This is a genomic window from Bacillus sp. A01H, assembly GCF_045277205.1.
Taxonomy (GTDB): domain Bacteria; phylum Bacillota; class Bacilli; order Bacillales; family Bacillaceae_G; genus Bacillus_A; species Bacillus_A paranthracis.
Genome location: NZ_CP117702.1, coordinates 4,715,422 through 4,730,781, shown reverse-complemented (window position 1 = coordinate 4,730,781; position 15,360 = coordinate 4,715,422). Strand labels below are relative to the sequence as shown.

General features: G+C 37.3%; 18 protein-coding genes and 1 other annotated feature. Of the genes, 11 read left to right on the top strand and 7 right to left on the bottom strand.

Annotation, left to right across the window (positions count from 1 at the left end; genetic code table 11):
• Window positions 1-85 precede the first annotated feature (85 nt).
• Entirely contained in the window at window positions 86-766 is a 681-nt protein-coding gene (locus tag PSR14_RS25095) for an ankyrin repeat domain-containing protein (RefSeq protein WP_048557726.1), read from the bottom strand.
• Between the two features lie 149 nt (window positions 767-915).
• Here PSR14_RS25095 and PSR14_RS25090 point away from each other — a divergent pair, with 149 nt between their 5' ends.
• The 3 genes from PSR14_RS25090 to PSR14_RS25080 all read left to right on the top strand — a co-directional run bounded on the left by PSR14_RS25090 (window position 916) and on the right by PSR14_RS25080 (window position 3,452).
• Complete coding sequence (locus PSR14_RS25090) at window positions 916-2,370, top strand: HAMP domain-containing sensor histidine kinase (protein ID WP_098487455.1); 1,455 nt, start codon at window positions 916-918, stop codon at window positions 2,368-2,370.
• 1 nt (window position 2,371) lies between these two features.
• Complete coding sequence (locus PSR14_RS25085) at window positions 2,372-3,061, top strand: response regulator transcription factor (protein WP_001993852.1); 690 nt, start codon at window positions 2,372-2,374, stop codon at window positions 3,059-3,061.
• A 118-nt stretch (window positions 3,062-3,179) separates the two neighbouring features.
• The gene (locus PSR14_RS25080; RefSeq protein WP_000502330.1) at window positions 3,180-3,452 is read left to right on the top strand and encodes a hypothetical protein; all 273 of its coding nucleotides are present in this window, start codon (window positions 3,180-3,182) and stop codon (window positions 3,450-3,452) included.
• Window positions 3,453-3,503: 51 nt separating this feature from the next.
• Here the strand turns inward: PSR14_RS25080 and PSR14_RS25075 are convergent, their stop codons facing one another.
• From PSR14_RS25075 to acuA, 4 genes are all read right to left on the bottom strand, one after another.
• Window positions 3,504-4,379 carry an alpha/beta fold hydrolase gene (locus PSR14_RS25075; protein ID WP_001998432.1) on the bottom strand — a complete coding sequence of 292 codons (876 nt, stop codon included), beginning with the start codon at window positions 4,377-4,379 and terminating at the stop codon, window positions 3,504-3,506.
• A gap of 172 nt (window positions 4,380-4,551) precedes the next feature.
• Window positions 4,552-5,718 carry an acetoin utilization protein AcuC gene (acuC, locus tag PSR14_RS25070; RefSeq protein ID WP_000092806.1) on the bottom strand — a complete coding sequence of 389 codons (1,167 nt, stop codon included), beginning with the start codon at window positions 5,716-5,718 and terminating at the stop codon, window positions 4,552-4,554.
• Window positions 5,715-6,359: an acetoin utilization AcuB family protein gene (locus PSR14_RS25065; protein ID WP_000634568.1), complete on the bottom strand. Its 645-nt coding sequence runs from the start codon at window positions 6,357-6,359 to the stop codon at window positions 5,715-5,717. Before PSR14_RS25065 ends, acuC begins: the two co-directional genes overlap by 4 nt.
• A 17-nt stretch (window positions 6,360-6,376) precedes the next feature.
• Window positions 6,377-7,009, bottom strand: a complete 633-nt coding sequence (acuA, locus tag PSR14_RS25060) for an acetoin utilization protein acetyltransferase AcuA (protein ID WP_000581400.1) — start codon at window positions 7,007-7,009, stop codon at window positions 6,377-6,379.
• A 176-nt stretch (window positions 7,010-7,185) separates the two neighbouring features.
• Here acuA and acsA point away from each other — a divergent pair, with 176 nt between their 5' ends.
• From acsA to tyrS, 6 genes are all read left to right on the top strand, one after another.
• Window positions 7,186-8,904, top strand: coding sequence for an acetate--CoA ligase (acsA, locus tag PSR14_RS25055; RefSeq protein WP_000862042.1), 1,719 nt, complete (start codon window positions 7,186-7,188; stop codon window positions 8,902-8,904).
• Between the two features lie 67 nt (window positions 8,905-8,971).
• The gene (locus PSR14_RS25050) at window positions 8,972-9,520 is read left to right on the top strand and encodes a GNAT family N-acetyltransferase (RefSeq protein WP_000701361.1); all 549 of its coding nucleotides are present in this window, start codon (window positions 8,972-8,974) and stop codon (window positions 9,518-9,520) included.
• Between the two features lie 93 nt (window positions 9,521-9,613).
• Entirely contained in the window at window positions 9,614-10,069 is a 456-nt protein-coding gene (locus PSR14_RS25045) for a hypothetical protein (protein ID WP_000066453.1), read from the top strand.
• On the top strand, window positions 10,050-10,595 hold the full coding sequence (locus PSR14_RS25040; protein ID WP_048557724.1) for an RNA polymerase sigma factor: 546 nt from the start codon (window positions 10,050-10,052) through the stop codon (window positions 10,593-10,595). The genes PSR14_RS25045 and PSR14_RS25040 overlap by 20 nt, the downstream gene beginning before the upstream one ends.
• A complete protein-coding gene (locus tag PSR14_RS25035; RefSeq protein ID WP_001293796.1) occupies window positions 10,576-10,821 on the top strand; it encodes a hypothetical protein in 246 nt (81 codons plus the stop codon). The genes PSR14_RS25040 and PSR14_RS25035 overlap by 20 nt, the downstream gene beginning before the upstream one ends.
• Window positions 10,822-10,897: 76 nt before the next feature.
• Window positions 10,898-11,126 (top strand) — a binding site (T-box leader).
• A gap of 70 nt (window positions 11,127-11,196) precedes the next feature.
• Window positions 11,197-12,453 (top strand): tyrosine--tRNA ligase, encoded by a 1,257-nt coding sequence (gene tyrS / locus PSR14_RS25030; protein ID WP_000512078.1) that lies wholly within the window; start codon window positions 11,197-11,199, stop codon window positions 12,451-12,453.
• A 77-nt stretch (window positions 12,454-12,530) separates the two neighbouring features.
• Here tyrS and PSR14_RS25025 read toward each other — a convergent pair whose 3' ends face one another.
• Window positions 12,531-12,833, bottom strand: coding sequence for a YjdJ family protein (locus tag PSR14_RS25025; RefSeq protein ID WP_000154634.1), 303 nt, complete (start codon window positions 12,831-12,833; stop codon window positions 12,531-12,533).
• Between the two features lie 150 nt (window positions 12,834-12,983).
• On the opposite strand from PSR14_RS25025, the gene PSR14_RS25020 reads away from it, so the two are divergent.
• On the top strand, window positions 12,984-13,112 hold the full coding sequence (locus PSR14_RS25020; protein WP_000050944.1) for a hypothetical protein: 129 nt from the start codon (window positions 12,984-12,986) through the stop codon (window positions 13,110-13,112).
• Between the two features lie 54 nt (window positions 13,113-13,166).
• Here the strand turns inward: PSR14_RS25020 and rpsD are convergent, their stop codons facing one another.
• A complete protein-coding gene (gene rpsD, locus PSR14_RS25015) occupies window positions 13,167-13,769 on the bottom strand; it encodes a 30S ribosomal protein S4 (protein ID WP_000135319.1) in 603 nt (200 codons plus the stop codon).
• Between the two features lie 397 nt (window positions 13,770-14,166).
• Between rpsD and megL the strand changes: the two genes are divergently transcribed.
• Window positions 14,167-15,345, top strand: coding sequence for a methionine gamma-lyase (megL, locus tag PSR14_RS25010; RefSeq protein WP_000726578.1), 1,179 nt, complete (start codon window positions 14,167-14,169; stop codon window positions 15,343-15,345).
• Window positions 15,346-15,360 lie beyond the last annotated feature (15 nt).

The window sequence follows — 15,360 nt, the reverse complement described above, 5'->3', positions numbered from 1 at the left end:
ATCGTAACAGTTAGTTACCCTATTAATATTAATATAACGGCTTAAATGTAGCATAGGGCGGGGAAGGAAAGCAAAAATTAGCGTTTTACTTATGTTCTTCTAACAAAATCTTCTCTATCTCTTTAAAGTGATGAGCACGAGCATGCTCTAGCAGAGTAACACCATCATTATCTGGAATGTTTACATCTGCACCGTGCTCAATAAGAAGGCGGATAACTTGTTGTTGTGTTTCATCTCCGTTGCTTAGTACGATGGCTTCCATTAAAGCTGTCCACCCGAGATTATTGACATGGTTTACATCGATATTTGTTCGCATGAGGAGTTCTTTTATAACATCAATATAACCATGTTCTGAGGCAGGGATAAGGGCCGTTCCGCCGTAACGATTCGTAAGTGTTGGATCTGCGCCGGCATCAATCGTTAGTTTTAAAATATCCAAGTAACCTTCTGCCCCGGCGTATAGAAAGGGATTGTTTTTCATATCATCTTGGATATTTACGTCAGCACCAGCTTCGATAAGCGCTTTTGCGGTTTTTACATCATTTTTGTATGTAGCAATCATAAGAGGGGTGCGTCCTTTATTGTCTGTTATATTTATGTCAGCCCCTTTTTTGAGTAACGATATAACAGTATTCGTTTCTTGTTTCTCAGTAGCTGTTAGTAGCGCTGTCTCCATGTTTATCATCTCCTTTTTAACTTCTTGTTCTTGCGAGCAACCTTGCAAAAAAATTACGCAACATATCATGCTTACTGTTTTTTTGAACATGGAATTTCAACCTCCTCATTTCAACTGTAAAAGAAGAACATTAAATTTTTATAAACTGACGCTAAAATTACTATAAAATCGCTTGAGTATTTGAACATATATTTTTATGCTTATGAGTAATAAGGTTTGATAAAGTGAGGATGTAACATATGTCTATTAAAACAAGGTTTTTATTTTCTTATATCGCTGTCATTCTCGTTTCCATTACGCTTATATTAATCGCGGGATTTTTAATCGTTTTTTCGATAACAGGTGATTTGGAAGCAGTGAAAAATTTCTATAAAAGCTCCTATATTCAAAAGCCGCTTACGTCAGAAGAAGAGAATGTGTATATTGAGTTAAAGACGGCAGCAAAGAAACATCAATCGCAACTATTAGATGAATCATTCGTTTCATCACTTGAAAAAGAAGGGGTGAAAATCGTTGTAAGAAAGGGAGAAACCATTTCTTATGCTACAAAAGTACTTGAAAGTGGGGCTTTAAAGGAAGCTCTTCCGAAATTTGAATCAGCAAATATTAATAGTCGTGGTACAACGGAATTAGGCGATACATTTTATCGATATGTAAAGTTTGATTTTTATTTTCCTCAGGAAGAAGAGGGGAGTATAGTTGTATTAAAGAAGCAAAGTTCATTTGTAGATCTTACACAAAAGTTATTTCCGATTTTGTTCGTATCACTTTTACTGTTAGCTATTTTACTTATTGGATTATTAAGTTACCTCGTCTCAAGAAGTGTTATAAAACCAATCTTTGTATTGAAAGATGCGACTGAAAAAATTAAAGAAGGAAATTTAGATTTTCAAATACCAGTTACATCGCACGATGAAATTGGGCAATTGAATCAAGGATTTGAGGAAATGAGGAAGAAATTAAAAGAATCGATAGAGATGCAAACGCAGTATGAAGAAAATCGAAAAGAGCTCATTTCAAACATCTCTCACGATTTAAAAACACCGATTACATCTATTATTGGATATGTAGAAGGAATAAAAGACGGAGTAGCAAATACGCCAGAAAAAATGGATAAGTATTTGACAACTATCCATACGAAAGCAAGACATATGGATACACTCATTGATGAATTATTTTTATTCTCAAAGCTCGATTTGAATCGAGTTCCCTTTCAGTTTGAAACGGTTGAATTAAATATGTTTATGCAAGAATTAATAGAAGAGATGCAGATGGATTTAAGTAAAGAAGGTATAGAAGTTAACTTACAATTACATGCATCACCACTTTATGTAAAGGCTGATTGCGAAAAGATAAATAGAGTGATATCAAATTTAATTCATAATAGTGTGAAATACATGGATAAAGAAGAAAAGAAAATTACTGTAACAGTATCGAGTGATAACAATAAAGTGATTGTGAAAGTAATGGACAACGGATCAGGTATAGAATCTGATACACTTCCTTATATTTTTGAACGTTTCTATCGTGCAGAGCAATCGAGAAATTCTAGTACAGGTGGAAGTGGACTTGGCTTAGCGATAGCGAAGCAAATTATTGAAGAACATGGCGGGGAAATTTGGGCGGAAAGCGAGCTTGGGGAAGGCACAAGCATTTTCTTCTCATTGGAAAAAGTAGAGAAATGTGGTGAGTAAATTGAAAAGAATTTTACTAATAGAAGATGAAGTAAGCATTGCAGAATTACAGCGAGATTATTTAGAAATTAATGATTTTCAAGTTGATGTCGAACATTCAGGAGAAACAGGTTTACAAATGGCCCTGCAAGAAGACTACGATTTAATTATTTTAGATATTATGCTTCCGAAAATGAATGGATTTGAAATTTGTAAGCAAATTCGAGCTATAAAAGATATTCCGATTTTACTTGTTTCAGCAAAAAAAGAAGATATAGATAAAATTCGCGGGCTCGGTTTAGGAGCGGATGATTATATAACGAAACCGTTTAGCCCGAGTGAATTAGTCGCAAGGGTAAAAGCACATATTTCTCGTTATGAAAGATTATTAGGAAATGTAAGTAAGCAACGCGATACGCTATATATTCACGGAATCTCTATTGATCAAAGGGCGAGGAAAGTTTTTATAAACAATGAAGAAGTTGCGTTTACAACGAAGGAATTTGATTTATTAACATTCTTTGTCACAAACCCAAATCAAGTATTAAATAAAGAACAGCTATTTGAACGTATTTGGGGATTAGACTCCGCTGGTGACTTAGCAACTGTTGTTGTTCATATTAGAAAGCTACGTGAAAAAATTGAAAGAGATCCAGCTCACCCGCAATATATTGAAACGGTATGGGGAGCTGGTTATCGTTTTAACGTGTAGGGAACCTGTCAAAGCTTTGGCAGGTTTTTTTATGTGATCAAAAGGGAAGGATAGGTAATTTATGTTAAAATATAAAAAGAGATAAAACATAGGAGAGTGTGAGAGGGCGTGCTACATTTTGGGGGATATATTAAAAGATAATAAATCAAACAAGATTTTAAAGATTGGAACTAATATCATACTTGTTTTATTACTAATAGGCGCAATACAAATGTTTTATGATGAAGATTCTACGAATGATCATTTCGGTGGGTTGTTTATGATGGTCTTTTTTGCAATTAAAATAGTTTCTAGTTTTCTAATAAGTTTAAAAGAAGGAGATAAAAAGGCAGTATTTATTGATTTAGGTTTAGTGGTTTTGTGTGTTCTTCTTTTAATTGTTACTAGTTGAAATATTTCTTTTGAAAAAAGCTCATAGTCTCATAGAGGCTGTGAGCTTTTTTTAATAATAACGGTACTGGCGTAATGATTTATAAAATGTTTGAGTGGTAGAAGTAAACAGAGTAGTTTCTTCTAAAAAAGGATAATGGTTGCTCTCCTCAAATGTCACAAAAGTAGAATCGCATATATCCTCATGTATCTCGATGGAATATTGAATAGGACACTGCACATCATATCTTCCGCATATAATAAGTGTCTTTGTTTGGATGGAAGGTAAATACTCTCTTAAATCAAATGAAGGATATTCATTGGCGAAAGCATTCATCCGGCTAATGGACATTGTTTTGTTGATTGGTTTACAAAAATAAGAGTTGTAGTTTTCTGGTTTAAACAATGATAATTTTGTTCTCTCAGTAGATAGTTCTTTCCGTTCCTCATTTGTAAGGTGAGGGCTTTTTAAATTTTCGATGAGCTGTTGCATATAATGAAACTGAGGATGTTCCGGATGATAAATACAAAATGGTGTTTCAGTATAGTTACTTGCTGCGGCTCCAACGACGACTAGTGATTGTAAGGATTTTGGATACGTGATTGCGTATAGAAGTCCAAGCATACCACCTGTTGAGTGGCCAGCGAAATGCCATATTGGAAGTTGTAATGCTTCTCGTATCGCTTCTAAATCGTGAATTGTTTCAATCATACTTAATTCGTTTTCTACCTGGGCTTTTGCTGAGTTACCAGCATCTCGTAAATTAATGAGCAATACACGATGCGTAGCAGTGAAAACATCCGCAAAGTAATCACCAGTCTCATTAAATTGCGAATAGTGATGTGTAATGCAAAGCGGTTCGCCACTGCCTTTAGTAAAAAGCTCGAATGTGCCACGTTTCGTGTTGACCATTTGTTGTTTCCACATAATATCACGACCTTTTCCCATAAAGTCCGTTAGTACATAAAAATATATCAGCGCAACTCGAAATATATCAGCGATTATCAAAATATATCGGCGCAACTAGGAATATATCAGCGATTATTAAAATATATCGACTTACCGACAGAAACCGACAATAAATAAAAGGAGGCTATTCAAAAACGAGCCTCCTTTTCGTTTAGTACAAAGATTTTTTCATATTATTCCGAATAATTTCAAGGGATTTCGCTACAGTTAATGCGTTCTTTTCTTCAATTTCTGGTTTGCGGGGGATAGGTTTATACATGTTGTCTGGATCTTCCCATGTGAGGGGAAGTTCTGTTTCTGCTTGTCCTTTCCAAGCGTCAATCCATTCTGGAGGGAGATAACCTGAGATGTTTTGGATGTTGTTCATTTCGAGCCAAATGAGTGCCCAAGCTCTTGGGACGACGCGCCAGTGGTCATAGCCACCGCCGCCTACAGCAATCCAGCGACCTTCGCAATATTCGTTAGCGATTTCGCGAGCGAGCTTCGGTATTTCACGATAAATACTCATCGTTGCGCAAAGGTGTGTAAGTGGGTCGTAGTAATGTGCGTCAGCACCATTTTGCGTTAAAATAATATCCGGTTTAAAGTATGCGGCCACTTCTCTTACGACAGTTCGATAGGAATCTAAAAACGATTCGTCTTCTGTAAAAGCATCGAGTGGAACGTTAAAAGAATAACTATAGCCATTACCTTGTCCTCGTTCGTTTACAGCGCCAGTTCCAGGGAATAAATATCGACCAGTTTCATGTAGTGAAATGGTGCATACGTTAGGATCGTCATAAAAGGACCACTGTACACCATCACCGTGATGAGCATCTGTATCAATATATAAAACGCGTAAACCGTATTTCTTCTGAATATATTTCATTGCGATGGAACTGTCGTTATAAATACAAAAGCCAGATGCCTTGCCGCGGAAGCCGTGATGTAAGCCGCCACCTAAATTAAGCGCGTGCTTTACTTTTCCAGAAAGAACAGCGTCAACAGCTGTTAATGTACCGCCAACGAGTAATGCGCTTGCTTCGTGCATATTTGGAAACATCGGTGTATCTTCTGTTCCGAGTCCATATGTCATTGCAATTGATTTTTCTAACTTTCCTTCTCCAGCACGTTTTACCGCATTTATGTACTCCTCTGTATGAATGTAGGCAATCTCTTCATCTGTAGCCATCCGTGGTGAGATGATTTGAGAAGGAGAGATGAAACCACCCTTTTGTAATAAATCGTACGTAAGTGTGACGCGCAGTTGGTTAAAAGGATGATCAGGGCTAAATGAATAGCCCCGAAAGTCATCCGAATAAATAAACGCGCTACTCATGCTTGCATCCCCATGATGTTTGGCCATAATACGCGGTAGCCTTCTGCTTCAAGTGCATCAATCACTTTTAGCGGATTCATCGTTTGAATGCGGAAAACGAGTACTTTATCATTCTCATCTTTTGCTGGGTAGACGAGAACGCTCACGATATTTATTTGTAACTCACTAAAAATAGCAACGACTTTTCCGAGAATGCCAGGTTCATTTTTTACTTGAATTTCAATTTGTGAACTCGGTTGATGTGCTCCTGTTAATTTCACTAACGTGTGCAGTACAGTAGATTCAGAAATAATTCCAACTAACTTTCCTGCCTTTGTAACAGGAAGACAGCCAATTTTATTTTCAAAAAATAAAGTAGCAATTTCCTCAACAAAGTCGAGAGGATGGCAAGTCATAACAGGATGTTTCATAATCAGTTCGAGCGGTTGCTTCAGCATATCGAGTGAAACTTGTTCATCTAAAATAGACGGACTTGCATCTCTTACATCCCGATCAGAAATAATGCCTACAACATGATTATTTTGATCGACAATTGGAATGTGCCGAATGCCTTTCGTGCGTATCGTTCGGATTGCTGTTTCGATTGTATCGTTTGGATGTAGTGTCACCACATCTTGATTCATAATTTCTTCTACAATCATTCCAGTTGCCCCCTTTATTAATACATAAAACGATTGTGAAAACGTAGACGATCAAATGCTTGAATAGAATCCGTATCAACGCGTTTACCGATGCGGACCATTAAACAGTTAGCAGGATGTGAACAAATTTCAGGATCATCTGTAGCCATCCATTGTAACCCGCCAGCATTCATCATCTTTTCCATTACTTTTCGGTACTCCCAAACATTTAAGCCTGTTTGTTTCAAATCCCAGTGCCAATAATATTCAGTCGTCAATATAATGTAATCTTCCATATAATCGTCCATCATAGAAACCTCTAGTAAGTTCTTTCCGACAGAACTCCCGCGGAAGGCTGGGACCACTTCAATTGCCCCAAGCTCAATTAAGTTTTCCATTTTTCCTTCTGACCATCGTTCAAGTGGATCAGGATACAAGTATGTAACATATCCAACAATCGTTTGGTCATGTCTAGCAATAATGAGACGAGCTTCTGGCAATTTAGAAATTTCGACAATTGCTTTATATTGCTGCTCGGCAGGACGAAACGCAACTAAATCTGGATGAAATTCATACATTTCTAAGTTATGTGTAGAGACAGGCCCTTCAATAATTAAAGTGCCTTTCGCTGTTTTTAAGTTTCTAGCATTATATATTTTTTTATGGATCAATGTATTGCTCACCACCTTGAGGGTTTGTGAATCTATTCATATCGTACTTTATAATATATGCGATGTGAATCGAAATTTGTCATTAAAAATTTGTCTAAAAATCAACAAATATACTGAAAATTTTAAATAATGTTATTATAATAGATAATAGAATACATAGGAGGGGGATGTAAAGTATGAAAGTAGAAACGCTTCCTGTCATTAAAGGAGAAAATAATTTGCCGAATTATGATGAAGCATACGCGAATTTTAACTGGGAAGAGGTTAATAAAAACTTTACTTGGAATGAAACAGGCCGAGTGAATATGGCGTATGAGGCAATTGATAAGCATGCGAAATCCGATCGGAAGAATAAAGTAGCCCTTTATTATCAAGATGGATCTCGAAAAGAGAAGTATACATTTAAGGAAATGAAGGATTTTTCTAATAAAGCAGGAAATGTCCTAAAAAATTATGGCGATGTAGAAAAAGGCGATCGCGTTTTTATTTTTATGCCGCGTTCCCCAGAGTTATATTTCGCACTTCTTGGTGCAGTGAAGTTGGGAGCAATTGTTGGTCCGCTATTTGAAGCATTTATGGAAGGCGCAGTTCGCGATCGTTTAGAAGATAGCGAAGCAAAAGTGTTAATTACAACACCTGAATTGTTAGAGCGTGTACCATTAAATGATTTACCTGCTTTAAAAACAGTCTTCCTTGTTGGAGATCATGTAGAAGAAGGCGGTAAAACGGTAGCATTCAATCCTTTATTCGAACAAGCTTCAAAAGAATTACATATTGAATGGTTAGGCCGTGAAGACGGTTTGATTCTACATTACACGTCTGGTTCTACTGGTAAGCCAAAAGGTGTGCTTCATGCGCAAAACGCAATGGTTCAGCACTATCAAACGGCGAAGTGGGTATTAGATTTAAAAGAAGACGATGTATATTGGTGCACAGCTGACCCAGGCTGGGTAACGGGAACTGCTTACGGTATTTTCGCGCCGTGGTTAGTCGGAGCATCAAATGTTATTTTAGGCGGACGCTTTAGTCCAGAAGCGTGGTATGAAGCGCTGCAAGATTACGGTGTAACAGTTTGGTATAGCGCACCAACAGCATTTCGCATGTTAATGGGTGCTGGACAAGATGCAATTAAAAAATACGATTTATCACAAGTGCGCCACGTATTAAGCGTTGGTGAACCGTTAAATCCAGAAGTAATTCGCTGGGGTATGAACGCATTTGGACTTCGTATTCATGATACGTGGTGGATGACAGAAACAGGTGGACAAGTTATTTGTAATTACCCTTGCATGGAAATCCGTCCAGGTTCAATGGGTAAACCAATTCCAGGTGTGAAAGCAGCGATTGTTGATAATGAAGGAAATGAAGTGCCTCCATACACAATGGGTAACTTAGCAATTGGTAAAGGTTGGCCAGCTATGATGCGTGGAATTTGGAATAACAAGCAAAAGTATGAATCTTACTTTATGCCGGGCGATTGGTACGTATCAGGTGATTCTGCCTATATGGACGAGGATGGATACTTCTGGTTCCAAGGACGTATTGACGATGTAATTATGACGTCAGGTGAGCGCGTTGGTCCGTTTGAAGTAGAAAGCAAATTAATCGAGCATGCTGCTGTTGCAGAAGCTGGTGTAATTGGTATTCCTGATCCGGTGCGCGGCGAAATTATTAAAGCATTTATCGCGCTTCGTGCAGGGTACGAACCATCTGAAGAATTAAAAGAAGAAATTCGTCAATTTGTAAAGAAAGGTCTAGCAGCTCATGCAGCGCCAAGACAAATTGAATTTAGAGATAAATTACCGAAAACGAGAAGCGGTAAAATTATGCGCCGCGTATTAAAAGCGTGGGAGTTAAACTTACCAACAGGTGACTTATCAACGATGGAAGATTAAGAGAGAAAGGTCTGAACGAAACAACGTTCAGACCTTTCTTTTTGTAAATAATAAAGGGGGAATGTAGATGAAGATACCTGTTTTAGAAGGAAACATAGTATGCTTACGTTCTGTGGAACCGGAAAAGGATTACAGACAGTGGTATGAGGTAATGAAAGATCCAGATATGCACCATTGGACAGGGAATGTGACTCCAAAAGATAGTAATGAAATTAAGGACTTGTTACATACTTATAAAAATTTAAAAGATATTATAGCTTGGTCAATTATAACGAAACACACAAAGGAAATGGTAGGGACATATTGGATCTCTGTGCCAACGGTGGATGAAAATAAAAAGTTAATTGTGAGTGCAGAGGCTCAGCGGATTGCACGTAAGTTTTGGCGTACAGGTGTCAATCGAGAAGCAAGGAATTTAATATATAATTACTTATTTTTAACTTTAGATGTGGATGAGATCCGTGCGCAGGCTTGGGATAATAATATCAATTCATGCAGGTCTATGGAACAAATAGGCTTTAAATTAGAGAATCAAGTGAAACGCTTATTCCCTAAATACAATGAACTATTTTTGGAAAACCATTATGTACTATTTAGAGAGGACTGGTTTGGATAAAAGGTTATGGCTGAAAAAATAAAATAATATTTGAACGAAGTGCCTTCCTCGTCTGTATACATTTATGAAAGAATAGATGAGGGAGGCTTTTTTATGTCTAATAAATTACTTCTTACTTTTGCTTTAATTGGAGTTATAGTCGTATTTTCTTGTGGTTTGCTATTACCGATGCCAATCGGATTTAAAGTATCAATGATTACAGCTGGCGTTATGATGATTGTTATGTTTTCAATTATTATTCCATTTGATAGAAAACATATAGTAAGAAAAAATGGATATAAAATTGATTTTATGAAAACAAAAGTATATTTTCGCTGGAATGTATTTGATACGATTTCGGCTTGTCTTGCAGTGTATGCATGCATATGTGTGCAAGCATTAAATATTTTAGTTTCAACTGGCCATACAATTCAAAACCCGTACGTTCAATTTTTTACGAATCAATCACAAGTATGGATTATTGTCGCAAGCTGCTATTTAATTTCCCGTATTTCATTAACGTTAAAAGGAATAAAGGAGATCAAAAACCATGGCGCAGATTGGGATTGAGGAAGAGCTCATGCTTGCGTATCAAAGTGGAGATAAGCAGGCTGGGGAAAAACTATACGTTTTAATCAAACCAGCGCTATACACATTTTTATATCGATTTAACCGAGATGAACAATTAAGTATCGATCTCGTGCAAGATACGTTTTTGACGTTAGAACGAAAGAAACATATGTATGAACTTGAAAAAGGAAAAATAAAAACGTATTTATTTCAAATCGGTTATCGTCTTATGATTAATAAATTAAATAGGAGAAAAAAGTGGCGTACACTTTTGCCGTTTTTAGCGCCGATTCCGGAAAAAGAATTCTCTCACGAAGATCGGCTCACAGTAAGAGAAGCAATTTTGAAAGTTCCAGAAGAGCAAAGAGCGGTCCTAATCCTTTCTTATTATCATGATATGCAGCAAAAAGAAATTGCAGAGGTATTAGATATTCCAGTCGGAACGGTGAAGTCGAGACTTCATAACGGGATAAAGAAATTGAAACAATTGCTGGAGGTGGACGAAATTGAGCGAAAATCCCTTTAAGAGTGAATATAAATTAAAACAGCATTTAGATAGTGACCATGTAGAAGTACCGGACTTTCCAAAAACGGTAAGTCGATTCGATCGATTAATCGGGTTTCTTGGTTCCCCGGCGAAAGATCCTGTGGAAGCGACAATTGGGAATGATTTATCAGTTGTGTTTCACGTATCGTTATTAGTTGGGGTTCCAATTCTTTCTCTTATTACGATACTCTTTATGACGTTGTAAAGGATTGGCAAGAAGAGAAACCCGACCTTATTTGACACGCCTATATAAATGATGGTATAAAGAAAAGTATATGAATAATTGAGCGTGGAAAGGGAGAAGTAGTGATCATTTCCCTGTTTTAGAGAGCTGATGGTCGGTGAAAATCAGCACATAGATGATCGCGAATTACGCCCCTAGAGCATCTTTTTTCGATTGAATTGTATTCAAAAGGGAAGAGACGGTGCTAAGCCGTTATGTAAATAAGGTGGTAGGCTTTTTTGGTCTGCAACTAGGGTGGTAACGCGATAATCAAAATCGTCCCTTATTTGAAGGGGCGATTTTTTTATGTTTTTAACCTTCACGCCAGTAATGAACTTAAAGGAGAGTATGTAGGATATGGGTATTTTACAAGATCTTGAATTTCGCGGTCTAATTAATCAGCAAACAGACGCTGAGGGCCTTGAGCAATTATTAGAAAAAGAAAGCGTTAAATTATACTGTGGTTTCGACCCGACAGCGGATAGCTTACACATCGGTCATATGTTACCAGTATTAATGTTACGTCGTTTCCAATTAGCTGGTCACCAACCAATCGCACTTGTTGGCGGTGGTACTGGTATGATCGGTGATCCAAGTGGTAAAAAAGCAGAGCGTACATTAAATACGAAAGATACAGTTGCTTACTACACAGAAAGCATTAAAAACCAACTTTCAAACTTCTTAGAGTTCGAAAACGTGGACAACCCAGCAACAATGGCTAACAACTATGATTGGCTTGGTAACTTAGATGTCATTTCATTCTTACGCGATATCGGTAAAAACTTCGGTTTAAACTATATGCTAGCAAAAGATACAGTAGCATCTCGTTTAGAGACTGGTATTTCATTTACTGAGTTTAGTTACATGATTTTACAATCATACGACTTCTTAAACTTATACCAACACCATAATTGCCGCCTACAAATCGGTGGTAGTGACCAATGGGGTAACATTACAGCTGGTCTTGAATTAATCCGTAAATCAGAAGAAGATGCGAAAGCATTCGGTTTAACAATTCCACTTGTTACTAAATCTGACGGTACGAAGTTTGGTAAAACAGAAGGCGGCGCAATTTGGTTAGACCCAGAGAAAACAACTCCTTACGAGTTCTACCAATTCTGGATTAACACAGATGACCGTGATGTTGTTAAATACTTAAAATACTTTACATTCTTATCTCATGAAGAAATTCTTGAGCTTGAAAAGCAAGTAGCTGAAGCACCAGAAAAACGTGCAGCACAAAAAGCATTAGGTGCAGAAATGACAAAACTTGTTCACGGCGAAGAAGCATTAGAGCAAGCGATTAAAATTTCAGCTGCATTATTCAGCGGTTCTGTAGCAGAACTGACTGCAAGCGAAATCGAGCAAGGATTCAAAGACGTACCATCTGTAGAACGCACTGCAGAAGATACAGTATTAATCGACTTACTTGTAGAAAGCAAAATCTCTCCATCAAAACGTCAAGCACGTGAAGATGTAACGAACGGCGCAATCTACGTAAACGGTGAGCGTACACAAGCATTAGACTACGTTGTAACAGAAAAAGACCGCATCGAAGGTAAATTCACAATCATTCGCCGCGGTAAAAAGAAATATTTCTTAATTCGTTACTAATCCGAAACGAATATAAACAAATAGTACCCCGAATTGTAGGCTGAAAAGTTTATGATTCGGGGTTTTTATATATGGATTTAAAACGCCGCATCTTTTCTTTTGAATAGAATATAAAGAATTAATATGAGCATATAAAGTAAACTCACTAGCATAACGATAAATGCTGTTGGATAAAATTTTGCTGCATATATAAAGAAGTCGATTTGATAAATATCTTCGTAATTTGAAACGGTGCCTTTGAAGTAATTCGTAAACTTAGCGCTATATTTCCATTCATCAGGATCATCTATTAAATTACTTCCCTGATACCAATTAATAAGCGCGGAAGTAATAAACAACATACATGCACTGCCTAGCTGAACCATTTGGTTTATTGTCAAAATGAATCAACCTCCTATTTTATGGTTATTATAGCGTGCATTCATATACTTGTAACCATTTTGTTGTAATCTCCTTTTCGAGTTCATACGGAAATCACATGTAAGCGGTATGATAAATGTATAACAACTAGAAAGGAGTGGTAAAACAAAATGTCACTAGAAGCGCTCATTATTTTTTCTTTGCTAAATGCGGGTCAGCTTGCAGAGAATTCGAAGGTGGATGTACATAAAGAGCAGAAAGATGCTTATGTATATGTTCAGAAAGAGGAAAATAAATAACTTTATTTTATATATAAACGAAAAAAGCCAATCCACAGGATTGGCTTTTTGTCATTAACGAGAGTAGAACTCTACGATTAATGCTTCGTTGATTTCAGCTGGTAACTCAGCACGCTCAGCGTGACGAGTGTAAGTAGCTTCTAATTTGTCAGCATCGAAAGTTAAGTATTCTGGTACGAAGTTGTTAACTTCGATCGCTTCTTTAACAACAACAAGGTTGCTAGATTTTTCGCGAACGCTGATAGTTTGACCAGGTTTTACACGGTAAGATGGGATATCTACGCGAGCGCCATCAACCATGATGTGACCGTGGTTTACTAATTGGCGAGCTGCACGACGAGTGCGAGCTAAGCCCATACGGTAAACTAAGTTGTCAAGACGAGCTTCAAGAAGGATCATGAAGTTTTCGCCGTGCTTACCAGGCATTTTACCTGCTTGGTCAAATGTGCGACGGAATTGACGCTCAGTCATGCCGTACATGTGACGAAGTTTTTGTTTCTCTTGTAATTGTAAACCGTATTCTGAAAGTTTCTTACGTTGGTTAGGACCGTGAGGACCTGGTGCGTAAGGGCGTTTTTCTAATTCTTTTCCTGTGCCGCTTAGAGAGATTCCAAGACGACGAGACAGTTTCCAAGCTGGACCTGTATAACGAGCCATAGTTGACTCCTCCTTTAAAATGTTTTTATTTACGTAAAATAAAAACAGACGTAATCGATATTTACGGGCATTTTGTTTTCATGTACCTTCGCTCCAGCAGCAGGGAGTTACGAGATACACCTCCGTAGAGGAACAAAATACAAACGATAAACTCACATTACAAGGCTGCCTTTTTATTTTACACAAACGCTATTATATCTTTTACCGAGAGTTTCGTCAAGCGAGTACGTTTTTGTTTTATGCATATAAATTTTGGAAATGAACAAGAAGGAATTTAAAACGATATAAAAGAAGAGATAGAAACACAAATAAAACGCTTACATAAAATGAAGTAAAACGTTCATCAAAGTTTTAATGATGAATATGCGGCAATAAAAACATAAAAGGGGATGTTTTTATGAAAAAGAAGCATATGGAGACAGCGTTAATTCATCACGGTTATACATCAGAGGCACATAAAGGAAGTTTAACACCGCCTTTATTTCAAACGTCTACATTTACATTTGAGACTGCGCAGCAAGGAGAGGCGAGTTTTGCGGGAGTGGATCCATCTTATATTTACTCAAGACTTGGAAATCCGACTGTGAAATTATTCGAAGAACGTATGGCGGTGTTAGAAGGAGGAGAAGAAGCGCTTGCTTTCGGATCCGGTATGGCAGCTATTTCCGCAACGTTAATTGGTTTTCTAAAAGCTGGAGATCATATTATTTGTTCAAATGGATTATACGGCTGCACATACGGTTTTTTAGAAGTGTTAGAAGAAAAATTTATGATTACGCATTCGTTTTGTGATATGGAGACAGAGGCTGATATGGAAAATAAAATTCGCCCGAATACAAAGCTTATTTTCGTTGAAACACCGATTAATCCGACAATGAAATTAATTGATTTAAAACAAGTGATTCGGGTTGCGAAGCGAAATGGGTTACTTGTTATTGTTGATAATACGTTTTGTTCACCTTATTTACAAAGACCGCTTGAACTTGGCTGTGACGCGGTTGTTCATAGTGCGACAAAATATATTGGTGGTCACGGTGATGTTGTGGCGGGTGTAACAATTTGTAAAACGAAAGCGTTAGCTGAAAAAATCCGCCCGATGCGAAAAGATATCGGCGGTATTATGGCACCGTTTGACGCATGGTTATTGTTACGCGGATTAAAGACACTAGCAGTAAGAATGGATCGTCATTGTGATAATGCAGAAAAAATTGTATCGTTCCTAAAAAATCATGATGCGGTAGAAGGTGTTTGGTATCCAGAAGGAGAGTTAGCATCTCGCCAAATGAAACGTGGGGGCGGTGTTATATCTTTTTCAATTAAAGGCGGGAAAGAAGAGACGCAGGCGTTTATTAATGACCTTCACTTTATTACAATTGCGGTAAGTTTAGGAGATACAGAAACGTTAATTCAGCACCCAGCAACGATGACGCACGCCGCGATTCCAGCTGCGTTAAGACAAGAAATGGGCATTTATGATAATTTAATACGTTTATCTGTCGGTTTAGAATCGTGGGAGGATATTGTTTCTGATTTAGAGCAAGCGTTAAAGAAAATATCTACTGTTAGTAATCAATAAAAAAAGAGCTAGCTA

Coding starts and splice junctions, on each gene's coding strand:
- rpsD (WP_000135319.1), bottom strand. CDS start 13,769: ATGGCTCGTTATACAGGTCCAGCTTGGAAACTGTCTCGTCGTCTTGGA.
- tyrS (WP_000512078.1), top strand. CDS start 11,197: ATGGGTATTTTACAAGATCTTGAATTTCGCGGTCTAATTAATCAGCAA.
- PSR14_RS25095 (WP_048557726.1), bottom strand. CDS start 766: ATGTTCAAAAAAACAGTAAGCATGATATGTTGCGTAATTTTTTTGCAA.
- PSR14_RS25045 (WP_000066453.1), top strand. CDS start 9,614: ATGTCTAATAAATTACTTCTTACTTTTGCTTTAATTGGAGTTATAGTC.
- PSR14_RS25040 (WP_048557724.1), top strand. CDS start 10,050: ATGGCGCAGATTGGGATTGAGGAAGAGCTCATGCTTGCGTATCAAAGT.
- PSR14_RS25090 (WP_098487455.1), top strand. CDS start 916: ATGTCTATTAAAACAAGGTTTTTATTTTCTTATATCGCTGTCATTCTC.
- PSR14_RS25050 (WP_000701361.1), top strand. CDS start 8,972: ATGAAGATACCTGTTTTAGAAGGAAACATAGTATGCTTACGTTCTGTG.
- PSR14_RS25075 (WP_001998432.1), bottom strand. CDS start 4,379: ATGGGAAAAGGTCGTGATATTATGTGGAAACAACAAATGGTCAACACG.
- acsA (WP_000862042.1), top strand. CDS start 7,186: ATGAAAGTAGAAACGCTTCCTGTCATTAAAGGAGAAAATAATTTGCCG.
- megL (WP_000726578.1), top strand. CDS start 14,167: ATGAAAAAGAAGCATATGGAGACAGCGTTAATTCATCACGGTTATACA.
- PSR14_RS25020 (WP_000050944.1), top strand. CDS start 12,984: ATGTCACTAGAAGCGCTCATTATTTTTTCTTTGCTAAATGCGGGTCAG.
- acuC (WP_000092806.1), bottom strand. CDS start 5,718: ATGAGTAGCGCGTTTATTTATTCGGATGACTTTCGGGGCTATTCATTT.
- PSR14_RS25065 (WP_000634568.1), bottom strand. CDS start 6,359: ATGATTGTAGAAGAAATTATGAATCAAGATGTGGTGACACTACATCCA.